Source organism: Caulobacter sp. SRI_008 (assembly GCF_057586355.1).
The window spans coordinates 118,586-139,557 of sequence record NZ_JBYCZS010000005.1 but is presented as its reverse complement, the minus strand read 5'-3'; the positions used below and the strand labels follow the sequence as shown (position 1 = coordinate 139,557).

At 67.6% G+C, this 20,972-nt stretch carries 18 protein-coding genes; 16 read left to right on the top strand and 2 right to left on the bottom strand.

Annotated elements, in window-relative coordinates:
• Positions 1-3: 3 nt before the first annotated feature.
• The 12 genes from nuoL to AC2YHT_RS06505 all read left to right on the top strand — a co-directional run bounded on the left by nuoL (position 4) and on the right by AC2YHT_RS06505 (position 13,412).
• Positions 4-2,094 (top strand): NADH-quinone oxidoreductase subunit L, encoded by a 2,091-nt coding sequence (gene nuoL, locus AC2YHT_RS06560; RefSeq protein ID WP_487288774.1) that lies wholly within the window; start codon positions 4-6, stop codon positions 2,092-2,094.
• Between the two features lie 10 nt (positions 2,095-2,104).
• Positions 2,105-3,589: an NADH-quinone oxidoreductase subunit M gene (locus tag AC2YHT_RS06555; protein ID WP_110117772.1), complete on the top strand. Its 1,485-nt coding sequence runs from the start codon at positions 2,105-2,107 to the stop codon at positions 3,587-3,589.
• Between the two features lie 8 nt (positions 3,590-3,597).
• Positions 3,598-5,037, top strand: a complete 1,440-nt coding sequence (nuoN, locus tag AC2YHT_RS06550; protein WP_487288773.1) for an NADH-quinone oxidoreductase subunit NuoN — start codon at positions 3,598-3,600, stop codon at positions 5,035-5,037.
• Between the two features lies 1 nt (position 5,038).
• A complete protein-coding gene (locus AC2YHT_RS06545) occupies positions 5,039-5,794 on the top strand; it encodes a biotin--[acetyl-CoA-carboxylase] ligase (RefSeq protein WP_487288842.1) in 756 nt (251 codons plus the stop codon).
• Positions 5,791-6,579 carry a type III pantothenate kinase gene (locus tag AC2YHT_RS06540; protein ID WP_487288841.1) on the top strand — a complete coding sequence of 263 codons (789 nt, stop codon included), beginning with the start codon at positions 5,791-5,793 and terminating at the stop codon, positions 6,577-6,579. Before AC2YHT_RS06545 ends, AC2YHT_RS06540 begins: the two co-directional genes overlap by 4 nt.
• Positions 6,576-8,255, top strand: coding sequence for a ribonuclease J (locus AC2YHT_RS06535; protein WP_487288772.1), 1,680 nt, complete (start codon positions 6,576-6,578; stop codon positions 8,253-8,255). The genes AC2YHT_RS06540 and AC2YHT_RS06535 overlap by 4 nt, the downstream gene beginning before the upstream one ends.
• A gap of 7 nt (positions 8,256-8,262) precedes the next feature.
• Positions 8,263-8,994, top strand: coding sequence for a rhomboid family intramembrane serine protease (locus AC2YHT_RS06530; protein ID WP_487288771.1), 732 nt, complete (start codon positions 8,263-8,265; stop codon positions 8,992-8,994).
• 62 nt (positions 8,995-9,056) lie between these two features.
• A complete protein-coding gene (gene mce / locus AC2YHT_RS06525) occupies positions 9,057-9,476 on the top strand; it encodes a methylmalonyl-CoA epimerase (protein ID WP_110117776.1) in 420 nt (139 codons plus the stop codon).
• On the top strand, positions 9,476-9,736 hold the full coding sequence (locus AC2YHT_RS06520; RefSeq protein WP_110117777.1) for a DUF1467 family protein: 261 nt from the start codon (positions 9,476-9,478) through the stop codon (positions 9,734-9,736). Before mce ends, AC2YHT_RS06520 begins: the two co-directional genes overlap by 1 nt.
• 397 nt (positions 9,737-10,133) lie before the next feature.
• Positions 10,134-11,459: a proline--tRNA ligase gene (gene proS / locus AC2YHT_RS06515; protein WP_487288769.1), complete on the top strand. Its 1,326-nt coding sequence runs from the start codon at positions 10,134-10,136 to the stop codon at positions 11,457-11,459.
• Complete coding sequence (locus tag AC2YHT_RS06510) at positions 11,459-12,733, top strand: lipoprotein-releasing ABC transporter permease subunit (protein ID WP_487288768.1); 1,275 nt, start codon at positions 11,459-11,461, stop codon at positions 12,731-12,733. The genes proS and AC2YHT_RS06510 overlap by 1 nt, the downstream gene beginning before the upstream one ends.
• Positions 12,726-13,412, top strand: a complete 687-nt coding sequence (locus AC2YHT_RS06505; protein WP_110117780.1) for an ABC transporter ATP-binding protein — start codon at positions 12,726-12,728, stop codon at positions 13,410-13,412. The genes AC2YHT_RS06510 and AC2YHT_RS06505 overlap by 8 nt, the downstream gene beginning before the upstream one ends.
• 3 nt (positions 13,413-13,415) lie before the next feature.
• Here the strand turns inward: AC2YHT_RS06505 and AC2YHT_RS06500 are convergent, their stop codons facing one another.
• Positions 13,416-14,372 (bottom strand): nucleoside hydrolase, encoded by a 957-nt coding sequence (locus AC2YHT_RS06500; RefSeq protein ID WP_487288766.1) that lies wholly within the window; start codon positions 14,370-14,372, stop codon positions 13,416-13,418.
• 173 nt (positions 14,373-14,545) lie between these two features.
• On the opposite strand from AC2YHT_RS06500, the gene sidA reads away from it, so the two are divergent.
• The 3 genes from sidA (at position 14,546) to AC2YHT_RS06485 (ending at position 18,604) form a co-directional block, all read left to right on the top strand.
• Entirely contained in the window at positions 14,546-14,635 is a 90-nt protein-coding gene (gene sidA / locus AC2YHT_RS06495) for a cell division inhibitor SidA (RefSeq protein ID WP_058346375.1), read from the top strand.
• Between the two features lie 25 nt (positions 14,636-14,660).
• Entirely contained in the window at positions 14,661-18,092 is a 3,432-nt protein-coding gene (dnaE, locus tag AC2YHT_RS06490; protein ID WP_487288840.1) for a DNA polymerase III subunit alpha, read from the top strand.
• A 161-nt stretch (positions 18,093-18,253) separates the two neighbouring features.
• On the top strand, positions 18,254-18,604 hold the full coding sequence (locus AC2YHT_RS06485; RefSeq protein WP_487288765.1) for a GFA family protein: 351 nt from the start codon (positions 18,254-18,256) through the stop codon (positions 18,602-18,604).
• 301 nt (positions 18,605-18,905) lie between these two features.
• On the opposite strand, the gene AC2YHT_RS06480 is transcribed toward AC2YHT_RS06485, so the two are convergent.
• Positions 18,906-19,700: a helix-turn-helix domain-containing protein gene (locus AC2YHT_RS06480; protein ID WP_487288764.1), complete on the bottom strand. Its 795-nt coding sequence runs from the start codon at positions 19,698-19,700 to the stop codon at positions 18,906-18,908.
• Between the two features lie 365 nt (positions 19,701-20,065).
• On the opposite strand from AC2YHT_RS06480, the gene rpsB reads away from it, so the two are divergent.
• Positions 20,066-20,911 carry a 30S ribosomal protein S2 gene (rpsB, locus tag AC2YHT_RS06475; RefSeq protein ID WP_487288763.1) on the top strand — a complete coding sequence of 282 codons (846 nt, stop codon included), beginning with the start codon at positions 20,066-20,068 and terminating at the stop codon, positions 20,909-20,911.
• Positions 20,912-20,972: the final 61 nt, after the last annotated feature.

The following is a 20,972-nucleotide window of genomic DNA, read 5'->3' as shown; positions in this document are numbered from 1 at the left end:
CCAGTGCAATCGCTCGTCACCATTCTCGTCTTCGCCCCGCTGGTGGGCGCGATCATCGCTGGCCTGTTCGGCCGGCGGATCGGCAACGTCGCCTCGCAGTCGGTCACCACCGGCCTGCTGATCCTGGCCTGCGCCCTGTCGTGGTTCACGTTCAGCAAGTGGACCTGGGGGCACATGGAGGCCTTCACGGTCACCCTGCTGCCGTTCATCCATATCGGCGACTTTGTCGCCAACTGGTCGATCCGCATCGACGCCCTGTCGGCGACCATGCTGATCGTGGTCACGACCGTCTCGGCGCTCGTGCACGTCTATTCCTGGGGCTACATGGCCGAGGACGACAGCAAGCCGCGCTTCTTCGCGTACCTGTCGCTCTTCACCTTCGCCATGCTGTCGCTGGTCACCGCCGCCGACTTCATGCAACTGTTCTTCGGCTGGGAAGGCGTGGGTCTGGCCTCGTACCTGCTGATCGGCTTCTGGTTCAAGAAGCCCTCGGCCAGCGCCGCGGCCATCAAGGCCTTCGTGGTCAACCGGGTCGGCGACTTCGGCTTCGCCCTCGGCATCATGACCACCTACTGGGCCTTCGGCACCATCCAGTTCCACGAACTGTTCCCGATGATCGCCGCCGGCGCCTCGCGCACCTGGGAGTTCGCGGGCCACAGCTGGCCGCTGGTCGACATCGCCTGCTTCCTGCTGTTCATCGGCGCGATGGGCAAGTCGGCCCAGTTCTTCCTGCACACCTGGCTTCCTGACGCCATGGAAGGCCCGACCCCCGTGTCGGCCCTGATCCACGCGGCCACCATGGTGACCGCCGGCGTCTACATGCTGTGCCTGCTGTCGCCGATGTTCGAATACGCCCCGGTGGCCAAGAACATCGTCACGGTGATCGGCGCCATCACGGCCCTGTTCGCCGCCACGGTCGGCCTGACCCAGAACGACATCAAGCGCGTGATCGCCTACTCGACCTGTTCGCAGCTGGGCTACATGTTCTTCGCGGCCGGCGTCGGCGCCTATCAGGCGGCCATGTTCCACCTGTTCACGCACGCCTTCTTCAAGGCGCTGCTGTTCCTGGGCGCCGGTTCGGTGATCCACGGCATGCACCACGAGCAGGACATGCGTCGCTATGGCGCCCTGGCCAAGCTGCTGCCGGTGACCTTTATCGCCATGACGATCGGCACGATCGCCATCACGGGCCTCGGCTTCCCGCCGCTGCACCTGGGCTTCGCCGGTTTCTACTCGAAGGACACCATCATCGAAGCGGCGTTCGCCGCGGGCTCGCACAACCAGATCGCGCTGTTCGCCTGGGTGATCGGCGTCCTGGTGGCCGGCTTGACCTCGTTCTACTCCTGGCGCCTGGCCTTCTTCACCTTCAACGGCAAGGCTCGTTGGGGTCACGACGACCACGCCCATGATGCGCACGCTCATGGCCACGACGATCACGCTCACGCCGCCCATGGTCATGACGACCATGCCCATGGCGCGCACGACGATCACGGTCATGACGATCACGGCCACGGCCATGATCACAAGCCGCACGAGAGCCCCTGGGTGATGCTGCTGCCGCTGGTCGTGCTGTCGATCGGCGCGGTCGCCGCCGGCTTCGTCTTCACCGGCTACTTCGTGGGTCACCACCAGGAAGAGTTCTGGCGCGGCGCGATCTTCAACGCTCCGACCAACCACGTGCTGCACGAGGCCCACGAAGTGGCCGAGTGGGTGAAGTGGAGCCCGCTGATCGCCTCGATCATCGGCCTGCTGATCGCGGTCTACGTCTACCTGATCAAGGGCAACGAGCGCCTTGGCCTCAAGCTCGCCGAGCGTAATGGCCCGCTGTACGTGTTCTTCTACAACAAGTGGTTCTTCGACGAGCTCTATGATGCCACCTTCGTGCGGGCCGCCAAGTTCCTCGGCGACCTGTTCTGGAAGGGCGGGGACCAGAAGATCATCGATCGCCTGGGCCCGGACGGCGTCAGCGCCGTCTCCTACGCCGTCGGCCGCAAGACGGGCAAAGCCCAGACCGGCTACGTCTACCACTACGCTTTCGTCATGCTGCTCGGCGTCGCCGGCCTGCTGACGTTCGCCCTTTACGCATTCCGTTGAGGACGGATCGATGACCGGCCTGCTCAGCCTTACGACCTTTGCTCCGCTCGTCGGCGTGGCCGTTATCCTGGTGGCTCGCGCCATCCAGGGTCCCGGCGCCAAGACCGACACCCTGGCCAAGTGGATCGCGCTCGCGACCACCGTGGTCGCCTTCGCCCTGTCGCTGGTGCTGACGCTCCAGTTCGACGCCAAGAACCCGGGCTTCCAGTTCGTGGAAGACATCGCCTGGTTCGGCGGCCTGCATTACCGCATGGGCATCGACGGCATCTCGGTGCTGCTCGTCCTGCTGACCGCCTTCCTGCTGCCGATCTGCATCGTGGCCAGCTGGAAGTCGGTGGAAAAGCGCGTCGTCGAATACCTGATCGCCTTCCTGGTCCTCGAGACCCTGGTGATCGGCGTGTTCTGCGCGCTGGACCTGGTGCTGTTCTACCTCTTCTTCGAAGGGGGCCTGGTGCCGATGTTCCTGATCATCGGCATCTGGGGCGGCAAGCGCCGGATCTACGCGGCCTACAAGTTCTTCCTCTACACGCTGCTCGGCTCGGTGCTGATGCTGGCGGCCATTCTGGCCATGATCTCGATCGCCGGCACCTCGTCGATCCCCGAGCTCATGACCTACAAGTTCGCGCCGTGGCTCCAGACCTGGCTGTGGCTGGCCTTCTTCGCCTCGTTCGCGGTGAAGATGCCGATGTGGCCGGTGCACACCTGGCTGCCTGACGCCCACGTGGAAGCCCCGACGGCGGGTTCGGTCATCCTGGCCGGCATCCTGCTGAAGATGGGCGGCTACGGCTTCATGCGCTTCAGCATCCCGATGTTCCCGAACGCCTCGGAGATGTTCCAGCCGCTGGTCTTCGCCCTGTCGGGCATCGCCATCGTCTACACCTCGCTGGTCGCCTTCCGTCAGACCGACATCAAGAAGCTGATCGCCTATTCGTCGGTCGCCCACATGGGCTTCGTGACCATGGGCATCTTCTCGGGCAACGCCGCCGGCGAGCAGGGCGCCCTGTTCCAGATGATCAGCCACGGGGTGATCTCCGGCGCGCTCTTCCTCTGCGTCGGCGTGGTCTACGACCGCATGCACACCCGCGAGATCGCCTTCTACGGCGGCCTCACCAACCGCATGCCGCACTACGCCTTCGTGTTCCTGCTGTTCACGATGGGTAACGTCGGCCTGCCGGGCACCTCGGGCTTCGTCGGCGAAATCCTGACCATGACGGGCGTCTACAAGGCCTCGACCTGGACGGCGATCGTCTCGGCCACCGGCGTGATCCTGTCGGCCATGTACGCCCTGACGCTGTACCGCCGGGTCATGTACGGGGAGATCACCAACCCCGAACTGAAGACGATCAAGGACCTCGACGCGCGGGAAATCCTGCTCTTCGCGCCGCTGATCATCATGACCCTGGTCCTCGGCATCTATCCTAATCTTGTGTTCAACCTGACCGCGTCGTCCGTCGACGGGCTCGTCGGCGCCTGGCGCGCCGCCGTGGGCGGGTGAGGGATCCCATGACGTTCTCCGCCAACTTCTCCCTCGTCCTGCCTGAAGTCGTCCTGGCGATTTCGGCCCTGCTGCTGCTGGTCTGGGGCGCCTTCTCCAAGAAGACCACGCCGGTCTTCACGGGCGCCTCGGTGCTGGCCCTGGTGGTCGCCGCCGCCTTCGCGATCCACGGACCGCGCGGCGACGCCTTCAACGGCGTCTACTCGGCCGACGCCGCCGCCACCTACGCCAAGGTCGCGATCTTCCTGTTCAGCGCCCTGGCCATCGTGCTGGGCGACCGCTGGCTGGCCGCCCGCGGCGACCAGAAGTTCGAGTTCCCGGTGCTGGTGATCCTGGCCGCGCTGGGCATGGGGATCACGGCTTCGGCCGGCGACCTCATCAGCCTCTATATCGGCGTCGAGCTGCAATCGCTGGCCCTGTACGTCCTGGCGGCCTTCCGCCGCGACGACGCCAAGGCCTCGGAAGCGGGCCTCAAGTACTTCGTGCTGGGCGCCCTGTCGTCGGGCATCCTGCTGTACGGCGCCTCGCTGATCTACGGCTTCTCGGGCTCGACCCGCTTCGTCGACATCGCTGCGGCCTCGCACGGCGCCCATGGCGTGGGCCTGCTGTTCGGCCTGATCTTCGTGATCTGCGGCCTGGCGTTCAAGGTCTCGGCCGCGCCGTTCCACATGTGGACCCCGGACGTCTACGAAGGCGCCCCGACCCCGGTCGTCGGCTTCTTCGCCGCCGCGCCGAAGCTGGCCGCCATGATGATGTTCGCCCGCGTGCTGGGCGACGCCTTCCCGGACGCCGTGGCCCAATGGCGCCAGGTGCTGATCATCGCGGCCCTGCTGTCGGTGTTCGTCGGCGCCTTCGCCGGTCTGGCCCAGAGCAACCTCAAGCGCCTGTGGGCCTATTCCTCGATCGCCAACGTCGGTTACGCCCTGCTGGGCGTCGCCACCGGCGGCGAGGTGGGCCTGCATTCGATGCTGGTGTTCATGGTGCTCTACATGGTGGACGTCACCGGCTTCTTCGCCTGCCTGCAGGCGCTGACCCGTGACGGCAAGCCGATGGAGACCATCGAGGACATGGCCGGCCTGGTGAAGGAACGTCCGGGCGTCGCCCTGGCCATGACCGCGTTCTCGCTGTCGGCCCTGGGCCTGCCGCCGTTCTCGGGCTTCTGGGCCAAGTTCTACGTCTTCAAGGCCGCCATGGGCTCGGGCGACGTGCCGCTGCAATGGGCCGCCGTCATCGGCCTGGTCGGCAGCGTCGTGGCCGCCTTCTACTACCTGCGTCTGATCAAGACGATGTGGTTCGACGCGCCGACCAGCGCGGTGGACAAGCCGCAACCGACCGCTCGCGCGATCGGCTTCGCCGCGGCCCTGTTCTCGTTCCCGATCGTGCTGATCGCCCTGGTCTGGCTCGATCCGGCCGCCAAGGCGGCCGCGGCGGCCTTTGGCCACGCGTGACGTGACGGGCGCGTCCGCCGAGGGGCCGCCCGTCGTCGTTCTCGACGAGATCGACTCGACCAACGCCGAGGCTCGCCGCCGCGCGGAAGCGGGGCAGGCGGGCCCGGTCTGGATCGTCGGCCTGCGGCAGACCGCGGGCCGCGGTCGCCGGGGCCGCGCCTGGGAAACCGGCGACGGCAACCTGGCCGCCACCCTCCTGCTCACCACCGACAAGCCGCCCGCCGAGGCCGCGCAGATCTCGTTCGTGGCGGCCCTGGCCGTCGCCGACCTGCTGAGCGCCTATGTCGCCGAGCGGCTGGTCAGCCTGAAATGGCCTAACGACCCGATGGTCGGCGGCCTGAAGATCAGCGGCATCCTCGTCGAGTCCGGCAAGAGCCCCGCCGGCGGCCTGTGGCTGGCCGTCGGGATCGGCGTCAATCTCGCCCGCAAGCCCATCGACAGCGAGCGTCCGGCCACGGCCCTGCCGACCTGGCGGGCCGAGCCGCCGCCGTCGCCCGTGGAGGCGATCGAGATCCTGGCCCCGGCCTTCGCCCGCTGGCTCGATGTCTGGACGCGCCTTGGCTTCCCCGCCATCGCCGACGCCTGGACCGCCAAGGCCCACGGCCTGGGCGAGCCCTGCACCGCGCGGCTCTCGACCGAGACGATCGAAGGGATCGCCGAGGGCCTCGACGCCGACGGCGCCTTGCGCCTGCGCCTAGCCGACGGCCAACTGCGCCGGATCACCGCCGGCGACGTCTTCTTCGGAGGAAACCCCTGATGCTGCTGGCCATCGAACAGGGCAACACCAACACCATGTTCGCCATTCACGACGGCCAGTCGTGGATCGCCCAGTGGCGCGCGGCGACCGAGAGCACCCGCACCGCCGACGAATACGTGGTCTGGCTGTCGCAGCTGATGTCGATGCAGGGCCTGGGCTTCCGGGCGCTCGACGCCTGCATCATCTCCAGCGTCGTGCCCCAGTCGCTGTTCAACCTGCGTAACCTGTCGCGCCGCTATCTGAACGTCGAGCCGCTGGTGATCGGCGAGAACGCCAAGCTCGGCGTCGACGTCCGCATCGACAAGCCCAGCGAGGCCGGCGCCGACCGCCTGGTCAACGCCGTGGGCGCCAGCATGGCCTACAAGGGCCCGCTGATCGTCATCGACAGCGGCACGGCCACCACCTTCGACGTGGTGGGCGCCGACGGCGCCTTCGAGGGCGGCATCATCGCCCCGGGCATCAATCTTTCCATGCAGGCGCTGCACGAAGCGGCCGCCAAGCTGCCCCGCATCGCCATCCAGCGTCCCGCCCGTAATCGCGTCGTGGGCACCGACACCGTGAGCGCCATGCAATCGGGCGTGTTCTGGGGCTATATCTCACTCATCGAAGGGCTGGTCGCGCGCATCAAGGCCGAGCGCGGCGAGCCCCTGACCGTGGTCGCCACCGGCGGCGTCGCCTCGCTGTTCGAGGGCGCCACCGACAGCATCGACCACTTCGACCCTGATCTGACCATCCGTGGTCTCCTCGAAATTCATCGCCGCAATACCCACCTAGAGAACGAATGAAAAAGCACCCTGACGACGAGCTCGTCTTCCTGCCCCTGGGCGGGTCGAACGAGATCGGCATGAACTTCAACCTGTACGGCTTTGGGCCCGCGCACGATCGCAAGTGGATCGTCGTCGACCTGGGCGTGACCTTCGGCGACCAGACCACGCCGGGCGTCGAGATCATCCTGCCCGATCCGGAATATATCGTCCCCTACGCCAAGGACATTCTGGGCATCGTGCTGACCCACGCCCACGAGGATCACCTGGGCGCCGTCGCCTGGCTGTGGCCGCAGCTGAAGGCTCCGGTCTACGCCACGCCGTTCACCGCCTTCCTGCTGCGCGAGAAGCTGCGCGACGCCAACCTGCTGGACGAGGTCGAGATCCACGAAGTGCCGCTGAGCGGCAACTTCGACCTGGGGCCGTTCCACCTGGAAATGGTGACGCTGACCCACTCGATCCCCGAACCCAACGGCCTGGCGATCAAGACCCCGCTGGGCACCATCCTGCACACCGGCGACTGGAAGATCGATCCGGATCCCCAGCTCGGCGCCGCCACCGACGTCGACGCCCTGCGCCGTCTCGGCGACGAGGGCGTGCTGGCCATGGTCTGCGACAGCACCAACGTCTTCGTCGAAGGCACCGCCGGCTCGGAAGCCGACGTCCGCGTCGAGATGAACAAGCTGATCGCCAGCCTGACCGGCAAGATCGCCGTGGCTTGCTTCGCCTCGAACGTGGCGCGCATGGACACCGTGATCCGCGCCGCCCAGGCCGCCGGCCGTAAGGTCTGCCTGGCCGGTCGCTCGATGCACCGCATGGCCGCCGCGGCCCGCTCGGTCGGGCTGCTCGACGGCCTGGAGCCGTTCGTCAATGACGACCAGGCCAAGCACATGCCGGAAAACGAGATCCTCTATCTCTGCACCGGCAGCCAGGGCGAGGCGAGGGCGGCCCTGGCCCGTATCGCCGAGGGCAACCACCCGCACGTGAAGCTTTCCTCGGGCGACCACGTGGTGTTCAGCTCGCGCGTGATCCCGGGCAACGAGATCCCGATCCGCAACCTGCAGAACAAGCTGGCCGACCGCGGCGTGCGCCTGCACACCGAGCGCGACACCCCCGGCATCCACGTCTCCGGCCACCCGTGCCGCGACGAGCTGAAGCAGATGTACCAGTGGGCCCGGCCGCAGATCGCCGTGCCGACCCACGGTGAACGCCGCCACCTGCTCGAGCACGCCGCTTTCGCCAAGGACCTGCAGATCCCGCACGCCGTCAGCCCGCGCAACGGGGACATGGTCCGCCTGGCCCCCGGGCATCCGGAGATCATCGACGAGGTGCCGGCCGGCCGTCTCTACGTCGACGGCGGCGTTGTGACGCCCGAGAACGGCGAGGCCCTGCGCGAGCGTCGCCACGCGGCGTTCAACGGCGTGCTGGCCGTGTCGATCGTGCTCGACGGCCGCAACAAGGTCGTCTCGGGCCCGCAGGTGCGTGGTCTGGGTCTGGCCGGCGACGAGGAATACCCCCTCGACGAGGCTCTGGACGATCTGGCGGAAGAGGCCGAAGAGGCCTTCAAGCGCCTGTCGGGCGACGATCGCGAGATCGACGAGACCATCGAGAACGCCATCTCGCGCGCGGTGAAGAAGGCCGCCTTCCGCATCTGGGAACGCAAGCCGGTCGTCGAGACGACCGTCCTGCGCCTCTGATCGCCGCATGACGACGCCAGAGGATCCGACCCTGACCGAGGAGACCCCCGCGCCCCGGCGCGAGGGCCTGTTCGGCACGGGACCGGCCGTCCTCTGGTTCGAGGCCTGGCCGGTGCTGGTGACGCTCGGCCTGATCTGGGCGGTCTTCGCCGTCCAGCTGGCCAGCGCGCCGCTGGGCTTCGAAAACGAACTGCTCAGCCTCGGCGCCTTCCACCCCGGCAACTTCCGCGAGGGGCTGTGGTGGACGCCGATCAGCTACATCTTCATGCACGCCGGCTGGTTCCACATCGCCATGAACTCGGCCGCCCTGGTGGCCCTGGGGCCGGGCCTGGCCCAGCGTTTCGGGCGTGACGCCGTCGGCGGCCTGCTGTTCGCAGCGCTGTTCCTGGTCTGCGGCGTGGCCGGGGCCATGCTGTCGATAGTGCTCAGTCCCGAAAGCTGGCTGGTCGGCGCCTCGGGCGCGATCTGCGGCCTGTGGGGCGCCGGTGCGCGCCTGGCGGGGCCGGGGAGGGCGGAGCTGGCGCCGATCTTCTCGCCGCAGGTCGGCCGCTCGGTCGGCTCCTTCGTGGTGATGAACCTGATCGTCGTGGTCGCCGCCGGCGCCTATGGCCTTGCCTCGCAGCAGGGGATGATCCTGGTCTCCTGGCAGGCCCATCTCGGCGGGTTCGTGCTGGGCTTCCTGCTGATCCCGATCCTGCCCGTCCGCTTCCACTGGCTGAAGGGCGCTCGCACGGCTTGACTGCCGTGAGCGGAGGCGCGGTTAGTGGGCGGCTAGATCCGCTTCAGCCAGGACCCCGCACCATGATCGGCAGGCTCAACCACGTCGGCGTCGCCACCCCGTCCATCGACGAGTCGGTGAAGATGTACCGCGAACTGCTCGGCGCCACCTCGGTCACCGACAAGTGGGCCATGCCCGAGCAGGGCGTCTGGGTCTGCTTCGTCAACCTGCCCAACAGCCAGATCGAGCTGATCGAGCCCTATGGCGAGAACTCGCCGATCCACGGCTTTCTCGCCAAGAACCCCAAGGGCGGCCAGCACCACATCTGCTTCGAGGTCGAGAACATCTACGAGGCGCGCGATTCTCTGGTCGCCAAGGGCGCGACCGTGCTAGGCGAGCCCCGGATCGGCGCCCACGGAACGCTGATCGTCTTCGTTCACCCCAAGGACATGGGCGGCCTGCTCGTGGAATTGATGGAAAGCCCCAAGGACGCGCACCACTGATGGGTCCGATCACCGGCGTCGCGATCTTCCTCACCATCTGGTGGACGGTGCTGTTCGCCGTGCTGCCGATCGGCACGCGCAGCTATCACGAGCTGGGAATCGAGCCGCCGCCGGGCGCGGATCCCGGCGCGCCGGTGAACCCGAACCTGAAGCGCAAGTTCTTCACCACCACCTGGATCTCGGTCGTGGTGTTCGTGGTGTTCTGGCTGGTGGTGAAGTTCCAGCTGGTGAGTCTGCCGGACCTGCCGTCCACCTACTGAAAAATTTGCAGAACGCGGCCCGGCGCCCAAGCCTTGGGCGGGCGCTGGCCTTCTGCCCGTCAAACGCCCATCGGTTGGGCGAAACAGGCCGACTTGCCCACTTGGCGGCAATCGGATGCCCCAACAGTCGTTCGGAGGCCTAGATTGTCATGACGAGGCCGGGTTCGGCCTTGCTCTGTGGCGTCTTCCCCGACGATGAACTTGATGGCCGCGCGAGTGAACCGCGCGGCCTTCTTTTCGTTTAGTCTAGCTCGAGGGCGTCAGGCGAAAGTGAGCGCGGTTTCGCCGCCTGGACGCTCTCGACACTCAAAACGTCATCTTTTCGCCGCGCGCGTTGCCAAGCTGAACGGCGACCGGCTATCTCAACGCCTCGAATTCCCCCGGAGACGTTCCGTCCATGCGCCTGTCGCGCTACTTCCTGCCCGTTCTGAAAGAAGCTCCCTCCGACGCCCAGATCGCGTCCCACCAGCTGATGCTGCGCGCGGGCATGATCCGCCAGGAGGCCGCCGGCATCTACGCCTGGCTGCCGCTGGGTCTGCGGGTGCTCAACAAGATCGAGCAGATCGTCCGTGAGGAGATGGATCGCGCGGGCGCCATCGAGCTGCTGATGCCCACCCTGCAGCTGGCCGACCTGTGGCGCGAGTCGGGCCGCTACGACGCCTACGGCCCGGAGATGCTGCGCATCACCGACCGTCACGAGCGCGAGCTGCTTTACGGGCCCACCAACGAGGAAATGGTCACCGAGATCTTCCGTGGCTCGGTGCGGTCCTACAAGGACCTGCCCAAGAACCTCTATCATGTGCAGTGGAAGTTCCGCGACGAGCGCCGTCCGCGCTTCGGCGTCATGCGCGGCCGCGAGTTCCTGATGAAGGACGCCTACAGCTTCGACCTCGACGCCGAGGGCGCGCGCAAGTCCTACAACCGCATGTTCGTGGCCTATCTGAACCTGTTCTCGCGGATGGGTCTGAAGGCCGTGCCGATGCGCGCCGACACCGGCCCGATCGGCGGCGATCTTTCCCACGAGTTCATCGTCCTGGCCGAGACCGGCGAAAGCGCCGTCTTCTGCCACAAGGACCTGGTCGAGATGGCCGCGCCCGGCCCGGACGTCGAGTGGTACGGCGATCTGCAGCCGCTGGTCGACCAGCGCACCGCCCTCTACGCCGCTACCGAGGAAATGCACGACGAAGCCGCCTTCGACGCGATCCCAGAGGGCGACCGCCTGTCGGCCCGCGGCATCGAGGTCGGCCACATCTTCTCGTTCGGCACGAAGTACTCCGAGCCGATGAAGGCCCTGGTCATGGGTCCCGACGGCAAGGAAGTCCCGGTCCAGATGGGCAGCTACGGCGTCGGCGTTTCGCGCCTGCTGGGCGCGATCATCGAGGCCAGCCACGACGACGGCGGCATCATCTGGCCGGAAAGCGTCGCGCCCTATCACGTGGGCATCGTCAACATGCGCCAGGGCGACGGCGCCTGCGACGCGGCTTGCGACGCCGCCTACAAGGCCCTGCAGGCGGCCGGCGTCGACGTGCTTTACGACGACACCGATGCGCGCGGCGGCGCCAAGTTCGCCACCATGGACCTGATCGGCCTGCCCTGGCAGCTGATCGTCGGCCCCAAGGGCGTCGCCGAGGGCGTGGTCGAGCTGAAGAACCGCAAGACCGGCGAGCGCGTGTCCGAGCCGCTCGACGCGGTCCTGGCCCGCCTGACCGGCAAGGCCGCCTGATGGCTATCGGCGTGGGGCCTTTCGGAACCTGGGAACGGACGGTCGCCTGGCGTTACCTGCGCACCAAGCGCAAGAACGGCGGCGTCGCTCTGATCTCGGTGATCTCGTTCAGCGCGGTGATGCTGGCGGTCTTCGCCCTCATCACCGTCATGAGCGTCATGAACGGCTTCCGCGCCGAACTGCTCGGCCGGCTGCTCGGCTTCAACGGCCACATCTACGCCCAGGGGCCGCTCGTGAACGGCCCCGACCGCGAGGGCGTCATCGCCCGCATCAAGGCCGTGCCCGGCGTGATCCAGGCCGCGCCCCTGGTCGAGGCCCAGGCCATGGTCATCGGTCCCAACCAGGTGACCGGCGCCATCGTCCGCGGCGTCAACCCGGCCGACCTGCGCGGCATGAAGCTGATCTCCGCCAACATCAAGCAGGGCTCGCTCGAGGGCTTCGGCGAGGGCGAGTACGGCGGCGACATGGTGCTGATCGGCGACCGCATGGCCCGCAACCTGGGTCTTTCGGTCGGCGACCCGATTACCCTGATCTCGCCCGCCGGCCCGGCCACCGCCTTCGGCACCTCGACCCGCGAGAAGGACTACGTCGTCGGCGGGATCTTCAGCGTCGGCATGAGCCAGTTCGACGAGTCCTACGTGATGATGCCGCTGGCCCAGGCCCAGCCGTTCTTCGGGCGCGACACGGCCATCGACTATGTCGAGGTCAAACTCACCGATCCCGACAACGCCAAGACGGCCAAGGCCACGATCGAGCAGGCCGTCGGCCCGGGCGCCTTCATCACCGACTGGATGGACAAGAACAGCAGCTACTTCAACGCGCTGCAGGTCGAGCGCAAGGTCATGCGGCTGATCCTGTTCTTCATCGTCGCCATCGCCACGCTGAACATCATCTCCGGCCTCGTCATGCTGGTGAAGAACAAGGGCCGCGACATCGCCATCCTGCGCACCATGGGGGCCAGCCAGTCCTCGATCCTGCGCATCTTCATCATGGCCGGCGCCTCGATCGGCGTTGCCGGCACCCTGGCGGGCCTGCTGCTGGGCACGCTGTTCTGCGCCAACATCACCGCCATCCAGAACTTCGTCGAGTGGGTCACCGGCACGGCGGTGTTCAGCGCCGACATCTATTTCCTGGCCCACATCCCGGCCAAGATCGACTGGGCCGAGGTGGCTGGCGTCGTCTCGATCTCCACCCTGATGAGCGTGCTGGCGACCCTGCCGCCGGCGCTGCGGGCCTCGCGCCTCGATCCCGTTGAGGCCCTTCGCTATGAGTAGTCCGGTCCTGGCCCTGCGCGGCGTCGAGCGCACCTATGTCACCGAGGCGGGCAAGCTGACCGTGCTGCGCGGCGTCGATCTCGACGTCTATCCCGGCGAAGTGGTCGGGCTGATCGGCCCGTCCGGCTCGGGCAAGTCGTCGCTGCTGCACGCCGCCGGCCTGCTGGAGCGCCCCGACGCCGGCGTCATCGCCGTCGACGGCAAGGATTGCTCCAAGCTCTCCGAGCGTCAGCGCACCAAGGTGCGGCTGTCGACCGTCGGCTTCGTCTACCAGTTCCACCACCTGCTGCCCGAGTTCACGGCCGCCGAGAACGTGGAACTGCCGCTGATGATCGCCGGCCGCCGTCGCGGCGAGGCCCGCGAGCATGCCGTGGGTCTTCTCAGCCAGCTGGGCCTCGCGGCCCGCGTCGATCACCAGCCCGGCCAGATGTCGGGCGGCGAGCAGCAGCGCGTGGCCATCGCCCGCGCCCTGGCCAATTCGCCCAAGCTGCTGCTGGCCGACGAGCCGACCGGCAACCTCGACCCCGGCACCTCGGCGGCCACCTTCCAGGCGCTCTACGACCTGGCGCGCGGCCAGGGCGTCGCCGCCCTGATCGCCACCCACAACATGGAGTTGGCCCGCTACATGGACCGCGTCTTCGCCCTGCGCGACGGCCACCTGGAGCCGCAGACCTTTTAAGGTCTAGAGCAGCGCCTCGCGCATCGCGTTGAAGAACCCCGCCTGGTCGATCTTCTTGATCACCCGGGCGTTGGGTTCGCGGCGCTTGAGGGCCGGGTCGGCGATCTCGATGTCCGGCAGGATCGAGTGCGAGACGCTGAGATAGCCGCGCGTCAGCTCGCCCATGGTCTCGACGTCGATGACGCAGCGCTCGGCGTCCAGGACGAGGGCCTCGTCCAGCATGGCCGCGCAGGTCAGGGCGTCGGGGTGCAGGCTGCCGTCCAGACCCTCGGTGTCGCGGGCGAAGGCCAGCGAGGCCTCGTTGACCTTGGTGAAGAACTTCGCGCGCGGGGTGCCGATCGCATCCAGCTCGGCGAGCTGCGCCGTGGTCAGCAGGCCGTCGCGCAGGGTCTCGGTCCAGGTCACCACGTGCAGGTCGAAGCCGGCGTTGACGACGATCTTGGCCGCCTCGGGATCGGCATAGAAGTTGTACTCGGCCGCGGGCGTGACGTTGCCGACGCCGTTGTCGGTCCCGCCCATCACCCACAGGGCCTTGGCGGCCTGGGCGATGGCCGGCTCGCGCAGCACGGCCAGCGCGATGTTGGTCAGCGGCGCCTGGGCCAGCAGGGTGATCTCGCCGGGCGCTTCCATCACCCGCCGCACGATCTCGTCGGCCGCGTGGCCGGGGGAGGGGCGCTGGGCGGTCTTCGGGAACGCCGCGTCGCTCATGCCGTCGGCGCCGAACACATAGGCGGCGTCCAGCGGAACACGGCTGAACGGTTTCTGGGTCCCCAGATAGACCGGAACGCCGGCCGCCTCGCAGGCCTCCAGCGTCACCAGGGCGTTCTCGGCGTGCTGCTCGAAGCCGACATTGCCGTGGCTGATGGTGATCGCCTCGACGGTCACGCCGGGGCGGCGCAGGGCGAGCATCAGGGAGAAGACGTCGTCTCCGGCGGTGTCGGTGTCGATGATCAGGCGCATGAAACGGCTTCTGCCGTGTTCCAGCCGGCAAGGCCAGAGCCGGAAAGTTGTGGCGCGACCATCAACCCCACGCGGCAAAAAAGCTCGCAATTTGCCTGTGGACTATTGCGATCAGAACGAAAGGGGAATAGAGAACAAAAAGGCAACTGGCCAACGAGCTGTGGAGGGATGTTATGGTCCGGATCGCGCGTGAGTCTTTGGCGCTTGTATCTGTCGCCGGCTTCGTCTGGATGATGTGTTCGGTCGCCCAGTTGGTGGCCTGAGTCGAGAAGCAGCGAGGTCATGGTCATGTCGGGTGTGGAAGGTCAGGGTTTCGTCCACCTCCGCGTCCGGTCGGCCTATTCGCTGCTGGAAGGGGCCATCAAGGCCGACAAGATCCCAGGCATGACAGCCGCTGGCGGCATGCCCGCCGTAGGGATCACCGACCGGGCCAACCTTTTCGGCGCCTTGGAATTCTCCGTCTACGCCAAGGACAACGGCGTGCAGCCGCTTATCGGCTGCGCTCTGCCTGTTAACGGCATCGGCGCCAAGCCGTCCGAGCGCTGGGCGCGAGAGCCGACGATCACCCTGCTGGTGCAGAACGAGAAGGGCTATCTGAACCTCTCGGAACTGTCGTCCCTGGCCTATCTGGAAAGCGGCGAACTGGCCGAGCCGGTGGTGCCTTGGGCCAAGGTGATCGAGCACGCCGAAGGGCTGATCCTGCTGTCGGGCGGAACCGACGGTCCGGTTGACTCGCTGCTGGCGGCCGGCAAGACGGCCGAGGGGCACGCGGCCCTGGCCGAGATGCAGCGGGTGTTCGGCGACCGCTTCTATGTCGAGCTCCAGCGCCACGGCCTGCCGCAGCAGGCGGCGGCCGAGCCGGGCCTTGTCGACTGGGCCTATGATCACGATGCGCCGCTGGTCGCGACCAACGACTGCTATTACGCCAAACCCGAGCTCTACGACGCGCATGATGCGCTGCTGTGCATCGCCGACGGCTCGTTCGTCGGCCAGGACGAGCGGCGGCGCGTGACGCCCGAGCACTGGTTCAAGCCGGCCGACGAGATGCGCAAGCTGTTCGCCGACCTGCCGGAGGCCTGCGACAACACGCTCGACATCGCCCGGCGCTGCGCCTTCATGGTCAAGAAGCGCGACCCGATCCTGCCCAGCTTCCCCACCGGCGACGGCCGCAACGAAGCCGAGGAACTGGCCCACCAGGCCCGCGAAGGCCTGCGCAAGCGGCTCGACGGCCTGACCCTGGCCATGGAAGAGCACGTCTACTGGGAACGGCTCGACTTCGAGCTGGGCATCATCGTCAAGATGGGCTTCCCCGGCTACTTCCTGATCGTTTCCGACTTCATCAAGTGGGGCAAGGACCACGGCATTCCCGTTGGTCCGGGCCGGGGGTCGGGCGCCGGTTCGCTGGTCGCCTGGGTGCTGACCATCACCGACCTGGATCCGCTGCGCTTTGGCCTGCTGTTCGAGCGCTTCCTCAATCCCGAACGGGTTTCCATGCCCGACTTCGACGTCGACTTCTGCCAGGAGCGACGCGAAGAGGTCATCGCCTACGTCCAGGACAAGTACGGCCGCGACCGCGTGGCCCAGATCATCACCTTCGGTTCGTTGCAGGCCCGCGCCGTGCTGCGTGACGTCGGCCGGGTGATGCAGTTGCCGTTGGGCCTGGTCGACCGTCTCTGCAAGATGGTGCCAAACAACCCGGCCGCGCCGGTGACCCTGGCCCAAGCCATCGACATTGAGCCGCGTCTCAAGCAGGCCAAGAACGAGGACGCCAACGTCTCCAACTGCCTGGACGTGGCCCTGCAGCTGGAAGGGCTGTTCCGCAACGCCTCGACCCACGCCGCCGGCGTGGTCATCGGCGACCGGCCGTTGACCCAGCTGACCCCGCTCTACAAGGATCCGCGCTCGGACTTCCCGGCCACCCAGTTCAACATGAAGTGGGTCGAGAGCGCCGGCCTGGTGAAGTTCGACTTCCTGGGCCTGAAGACCCTGACCGTGCTCGACCGGGCGGTGAAGCACCTGCGCAAGCGCGGCATGGAGGTCGATCTTGGCCGCCTGCCGTTCGACGACACCAAGAGCTACGAGCTGCTCGCCTCAGGCCAGACGGTCGGCGTGTTCCAGCTCGAAAGTCAGGGCATGCGCGACACCCTGCGTAAGATGCGCTGCGGCTCGATCGAGGAGATCACCGCGCTGATCTCGCTCTATCGCCCCGGCCCGATGGACAACATCGACACCTTCGTCGACTGCAAGTTCGGCCGAAAGCCCGTCGACACCCTGCACCCGTCGCTGGAAGGCGTGCTGCGCGAGACCTACGGGGTCATCGTCTACCAGGAGCAGGTGATGCAGATCGCCCAGATCCTGGCCGGCTACAGCCTGGGCGAGGCCGACCTGCTGCGTCGCGCCATGGGTAAAAAGAAGAAGGAGGAGATGGATCTCCAGAAGATCCGTTTCGTCTCCGGCGCCAAGGAGAAGGGCGTCCCCGAGGACCAGTCGGGCTCGATCTTCGAACTGGTGGCCAAGTTCGCCGGCTACGGCTTCAACAAGAGCCACGCCGCCGCCTACGCCCTGATCGCCTATCAGACGGCCTGGCTGAAGGCCAATACGCCGGTTGAGTTCCTCGCCGCGTCGATGAGCCTCGATATCTCCAACACCGACAAGCTGGCGGTCTTCCACCAGGACGCCCGCCGCTTCTCGATCACCGTGCGGGCGCCGGACGTCAACCGCTCGGGCGCCGACTTCGAGGTCGAGAACGGCGAGGTGCTCTATGCCCTGGGCGCCGTGCGCAACGTCGGCTTGGAAGCCATGAAGCATCTCGTCGCGGTGCGCGAAGAGGGCGGGCCGTTCCGCGACATCTTCGATTTCGTCGAGCGGGTCGATCCCAAGCAGGTCAACAAGCGGGCCATCGAAAACCTGGCCCGGGCCGGCGCCTTCGACTCGCTGCACAAGAACCGCGCCCAGGTGTTCGCCAACGCCGACGTGCTGATCGCCCACGGCCAGAGCATCGCCGCCGACCGCCAGGGCGGCCAGCACGCCCTGTTCGGCGGCGACGCCGCCGCCAGCCGCCCGCGCCTGAAGAAGGTCGAGCCCTGGACCCAGGTCGATCTGCTCGACGAGGAACTGTCGGCCGTCGGGTTCTACCTGACCGGCCACCCGCTGGAGGACATGATCGGCATGCTGCGCCGCCGGCGCACCGTCATGCTGACCGAGGCCCTGGCCCAGGCCGAGGCCGGCGCCGAGGCCCTGCGGATGTGCGGCATCGTCCGCCGCCGCCAGGAGCGCGCCTCCCAGAGCGGCGAGCGCTTCGCCTTCGTGTCGCTGTCGGATCCGTCGGGCGAGTACGAGGTGCTGTTCCCGCCGGAATCCCTGCGCAAGTGCCGTGACGTGCTCGAGCCGGGCAAGGGGGTGGTCATCAAGGTCCGCTCCAAGGCCCGCGACGGCGAGGTGCGGTTCTTCGGCGACGACGCCGAGCCGATCGAGAAGGCCATCGAGAACGTGGTCGCCGGCCTGCGCGTGCACCTGTCGCCCTCGGCCACCGAGATCGAAGCTCTCAAGCGCCGCATCGAGCCGGCCGCGGCCCAGAAGGGCGGCGAGATCAGCTTCGTGGCGGCCCTCGGCGGCGGCCGCGAGATCGAACTGAAGCTGCCGGGGCGCTACACCCTGGACGCCTCGCTGCGCGGGGCGCTGAAGACCGCGCCGGGCGTGGCGCTGCTGGAAGATGTCTAGCGTCGCTGTCCATCCCTGAACTGGCGCGGGCTTTTCGGCGCGCTGGGCGGGGCGAGCCGGATAGATCTACGATGCGAACTAGGGGCTCATCGTGCGGCATAGGCGCGGAGCCTGATCGAGGACGCTGGCCGCGAGCCGTAGCCGGCGAAAGGGAGGACGACATGAGCAAGCACGCCGGCGGCTGCCAATGCGGCAAGGTCCGCTTCGAGGTCGAGGCCGACCTGTCGCAGACCATCACCTGCAACTGTTCGCGCTGCGGCAAGCTGGGCTCGGTCCTGGCCTTCGCGCCGATCGACCAGTTCAGCCTCGTCTCGGGCGAGGACGCCCTGACCGAATACCGGTTCAACACCGGCAAGATCCAGCACCTGTTCTGCGCCGACTGCGGCATCGAATCCTTCGCCCGCGGCGAAGCCCCAACCGGCGCGAAGATGGCGGCGATCAATGTCCGCTGCGTCGACGGCGTCGACGTCTTCGCCCTGGAGCCGCAACAGGTCGACGGCAAATCGTTCTGACGTAAAGGGCGGCCGGGTCGGTCTGAACAGGCGCCAACGTCTGTCGCCGCTCCAGTCGATGTTGCTTCGAGGGGGCGCGGGCAGGAACGCTTGGGAGCGGACAAGCTCAGGCCCCGGCACTCCATCACTTCACCCCGGCGGCTCGCCCGGAACCTGTCGTCGTTCAGTCTCAGTGCGAGGCCTCTCGCCGCTCCGCTTTGGGAACCTGGGCAGTCTCGGGTCTCAGGTCCACGAACCGCCTGGACGCTATGGTGGCTGCGACGAGATCGTTGTGCGCTGACGGGATTCCACCCCCGTCCTCCTACCGCGCCGAGAACCTGACCACGGCCGGGATCGCCGGAACGCCCGTATCCGAAGCGAACTTGCGGTGGCGGTCGTTGTTGAAGCCGACCTCGTAACTGCGTCCGGCCTGGACGGTGCAGGAGAGGGTAAAGCTGCGCCGGTCCTTGGACTGGACGGGCTTGGGCGCGCAGGCCGGGAAGGCGGCCGGATTGCGGGTGACGAACGACCAGCCGGCCTGCATCGGCTGATCGAAGGTGACGCTCAGGGCGAGAGGCCCGGCCGGGACCACGGCGCCGGGCGCTGGCGAGACGGCGACGACGCGGGGCGGCGCGGGCGGCCGCGGTTCCTTGTGGTCGGCGACGGCGAGGGCGGCGAAGGCGCCGATGGCGGCGGCCATGACGATCATTGCTGAAGCTCCGGTGAGGAGGGGCCAGGCGGCCCGGAAGGCGGGGTTGCGCCGTCCGTCCTGGCCCGGCGGGCGCGGTGCGACCATCCCGATTTTCTCGTCCCGAATTTCTTGGGGCCGGGCAGGAGGCGTCGCGAGCGGGACTTCGGCCGGCGCGCCGGTGGCCAGGGCGGCCGTTCCATCACCCAACGCGCCGCCCGCCCCATCGCCCGCTCCATCGTCCACCACCAGGCGCGCCAACTGCCGGCTGCTGCCGACGCCGGTCTTGCGCCGCGCCTCGCGCAGCCGTTCGTTGACCGCGCCTTCGCTGACGCCCAGTTCGGCGGCCGCGCTCTTGGCCGTGTGGCCGCGCGCCAGCAGCAGCAGGGCGCGGCGTTCGGCGTCGGACAGGCGCGAGAGGTCGGGCATCGTGATCCTGGTCGGGCGCACGCGAGGGGACGCGGCGCGGACCGCACTCAACCTTTTCGGCCGCGGTTCGGCAATGGCGGGCAGGGCGGTCCCCTGATTCCAACCAGATCCATCGGCGACCTCTCTATCGGCGGCCGGTGCATGCGCGCAGCCGCGAATGTCCGGAAAGAACGACCCTAGCGGCCGGCGAGCGTCGGGAAAGGCTTGCATTCAGCGCGTTTCGCGACTATCTGCGCGCCATTCCACACGCGGACGTTCGGCAGCGCCGGGGAGACATCCCGACGTCGCCGTTCCGGTCCCGCCTCCAGAATGGTCTGGAGCGGGGGTGTCCGCGGAGGTTCAACCGGAAAAAGGATTAAGGCCCGATGGCTCTTCCCGAATTCTCCATGCGTCAGCTCCTGGAAGCCGGCGCCCACTTCGGCCACCAGACCCACCGCTGGAACCCGAAGATGGACCGCTACATCTTCGGTTCGCGCTCGAACATCCACATCATCGACCTGTCGCAGACCATCCCGCTGCTGCACCAAGCGCTGGTGAAGGTCCGTGAAGTCGCCGCCGCCGGCGGCCGCGTGCTGTTCGTCGGCACCAAGCGCCAGGCTTCGGATCCGGTCGCCACGGCCGCCAAGCGCTGCGCCCAGTACTACGTGAACCACCGCTGGCTCGGCGGCACCCTGACCAACTGGCGCACCGTCTCGGGCTCGATCGCTCGTCTGCGCGAGCTGGAAGGCGTCCTGGGCGGCGACGGTTCGGGCCGTTCCAAGAAGGAACTGCTGCAGCTGACCCGCGAGCGCGACAAGCTCGAGCTGTCGCTGGGCGGCATCAAGGACATGGGCGGCATCCCCGACATCATGTTCGTGATCGACACCAACAAGGAAGCGATCGCGATCCTGGAAGCCCGCAAGCTGAACATCCCGGTCGTCGCCATCCTCGACACCAACTGCGATCCGGACGGCATCACCTACCCGATCCCGGGTAACGACGACGCCGCTCGCGCCCTGCAGCTGTACTGCGACCTGGTCGCCGACGCCGTCCTCGACGGTCTGGCCGCCGGTCAAGCCGCCTCGGGCGTCGACCTGGGCGCTTCGGTCGCTCCGATCGAGCCGACCCTGGCCCGCGAACTGACCCCGGAAGTCGCTCCCGAAGCGGCCGCCCCGGAAGCTGCTGCTGAAGAAGTCGCTGCTCCGGCCGCCGACGAATCGGCCGCCGGCTGATTTCTCTTCGGCCGCCGGCTCTCTTGACGGAGGGCGGGCGGCCGTCGCGCTACCGACACGC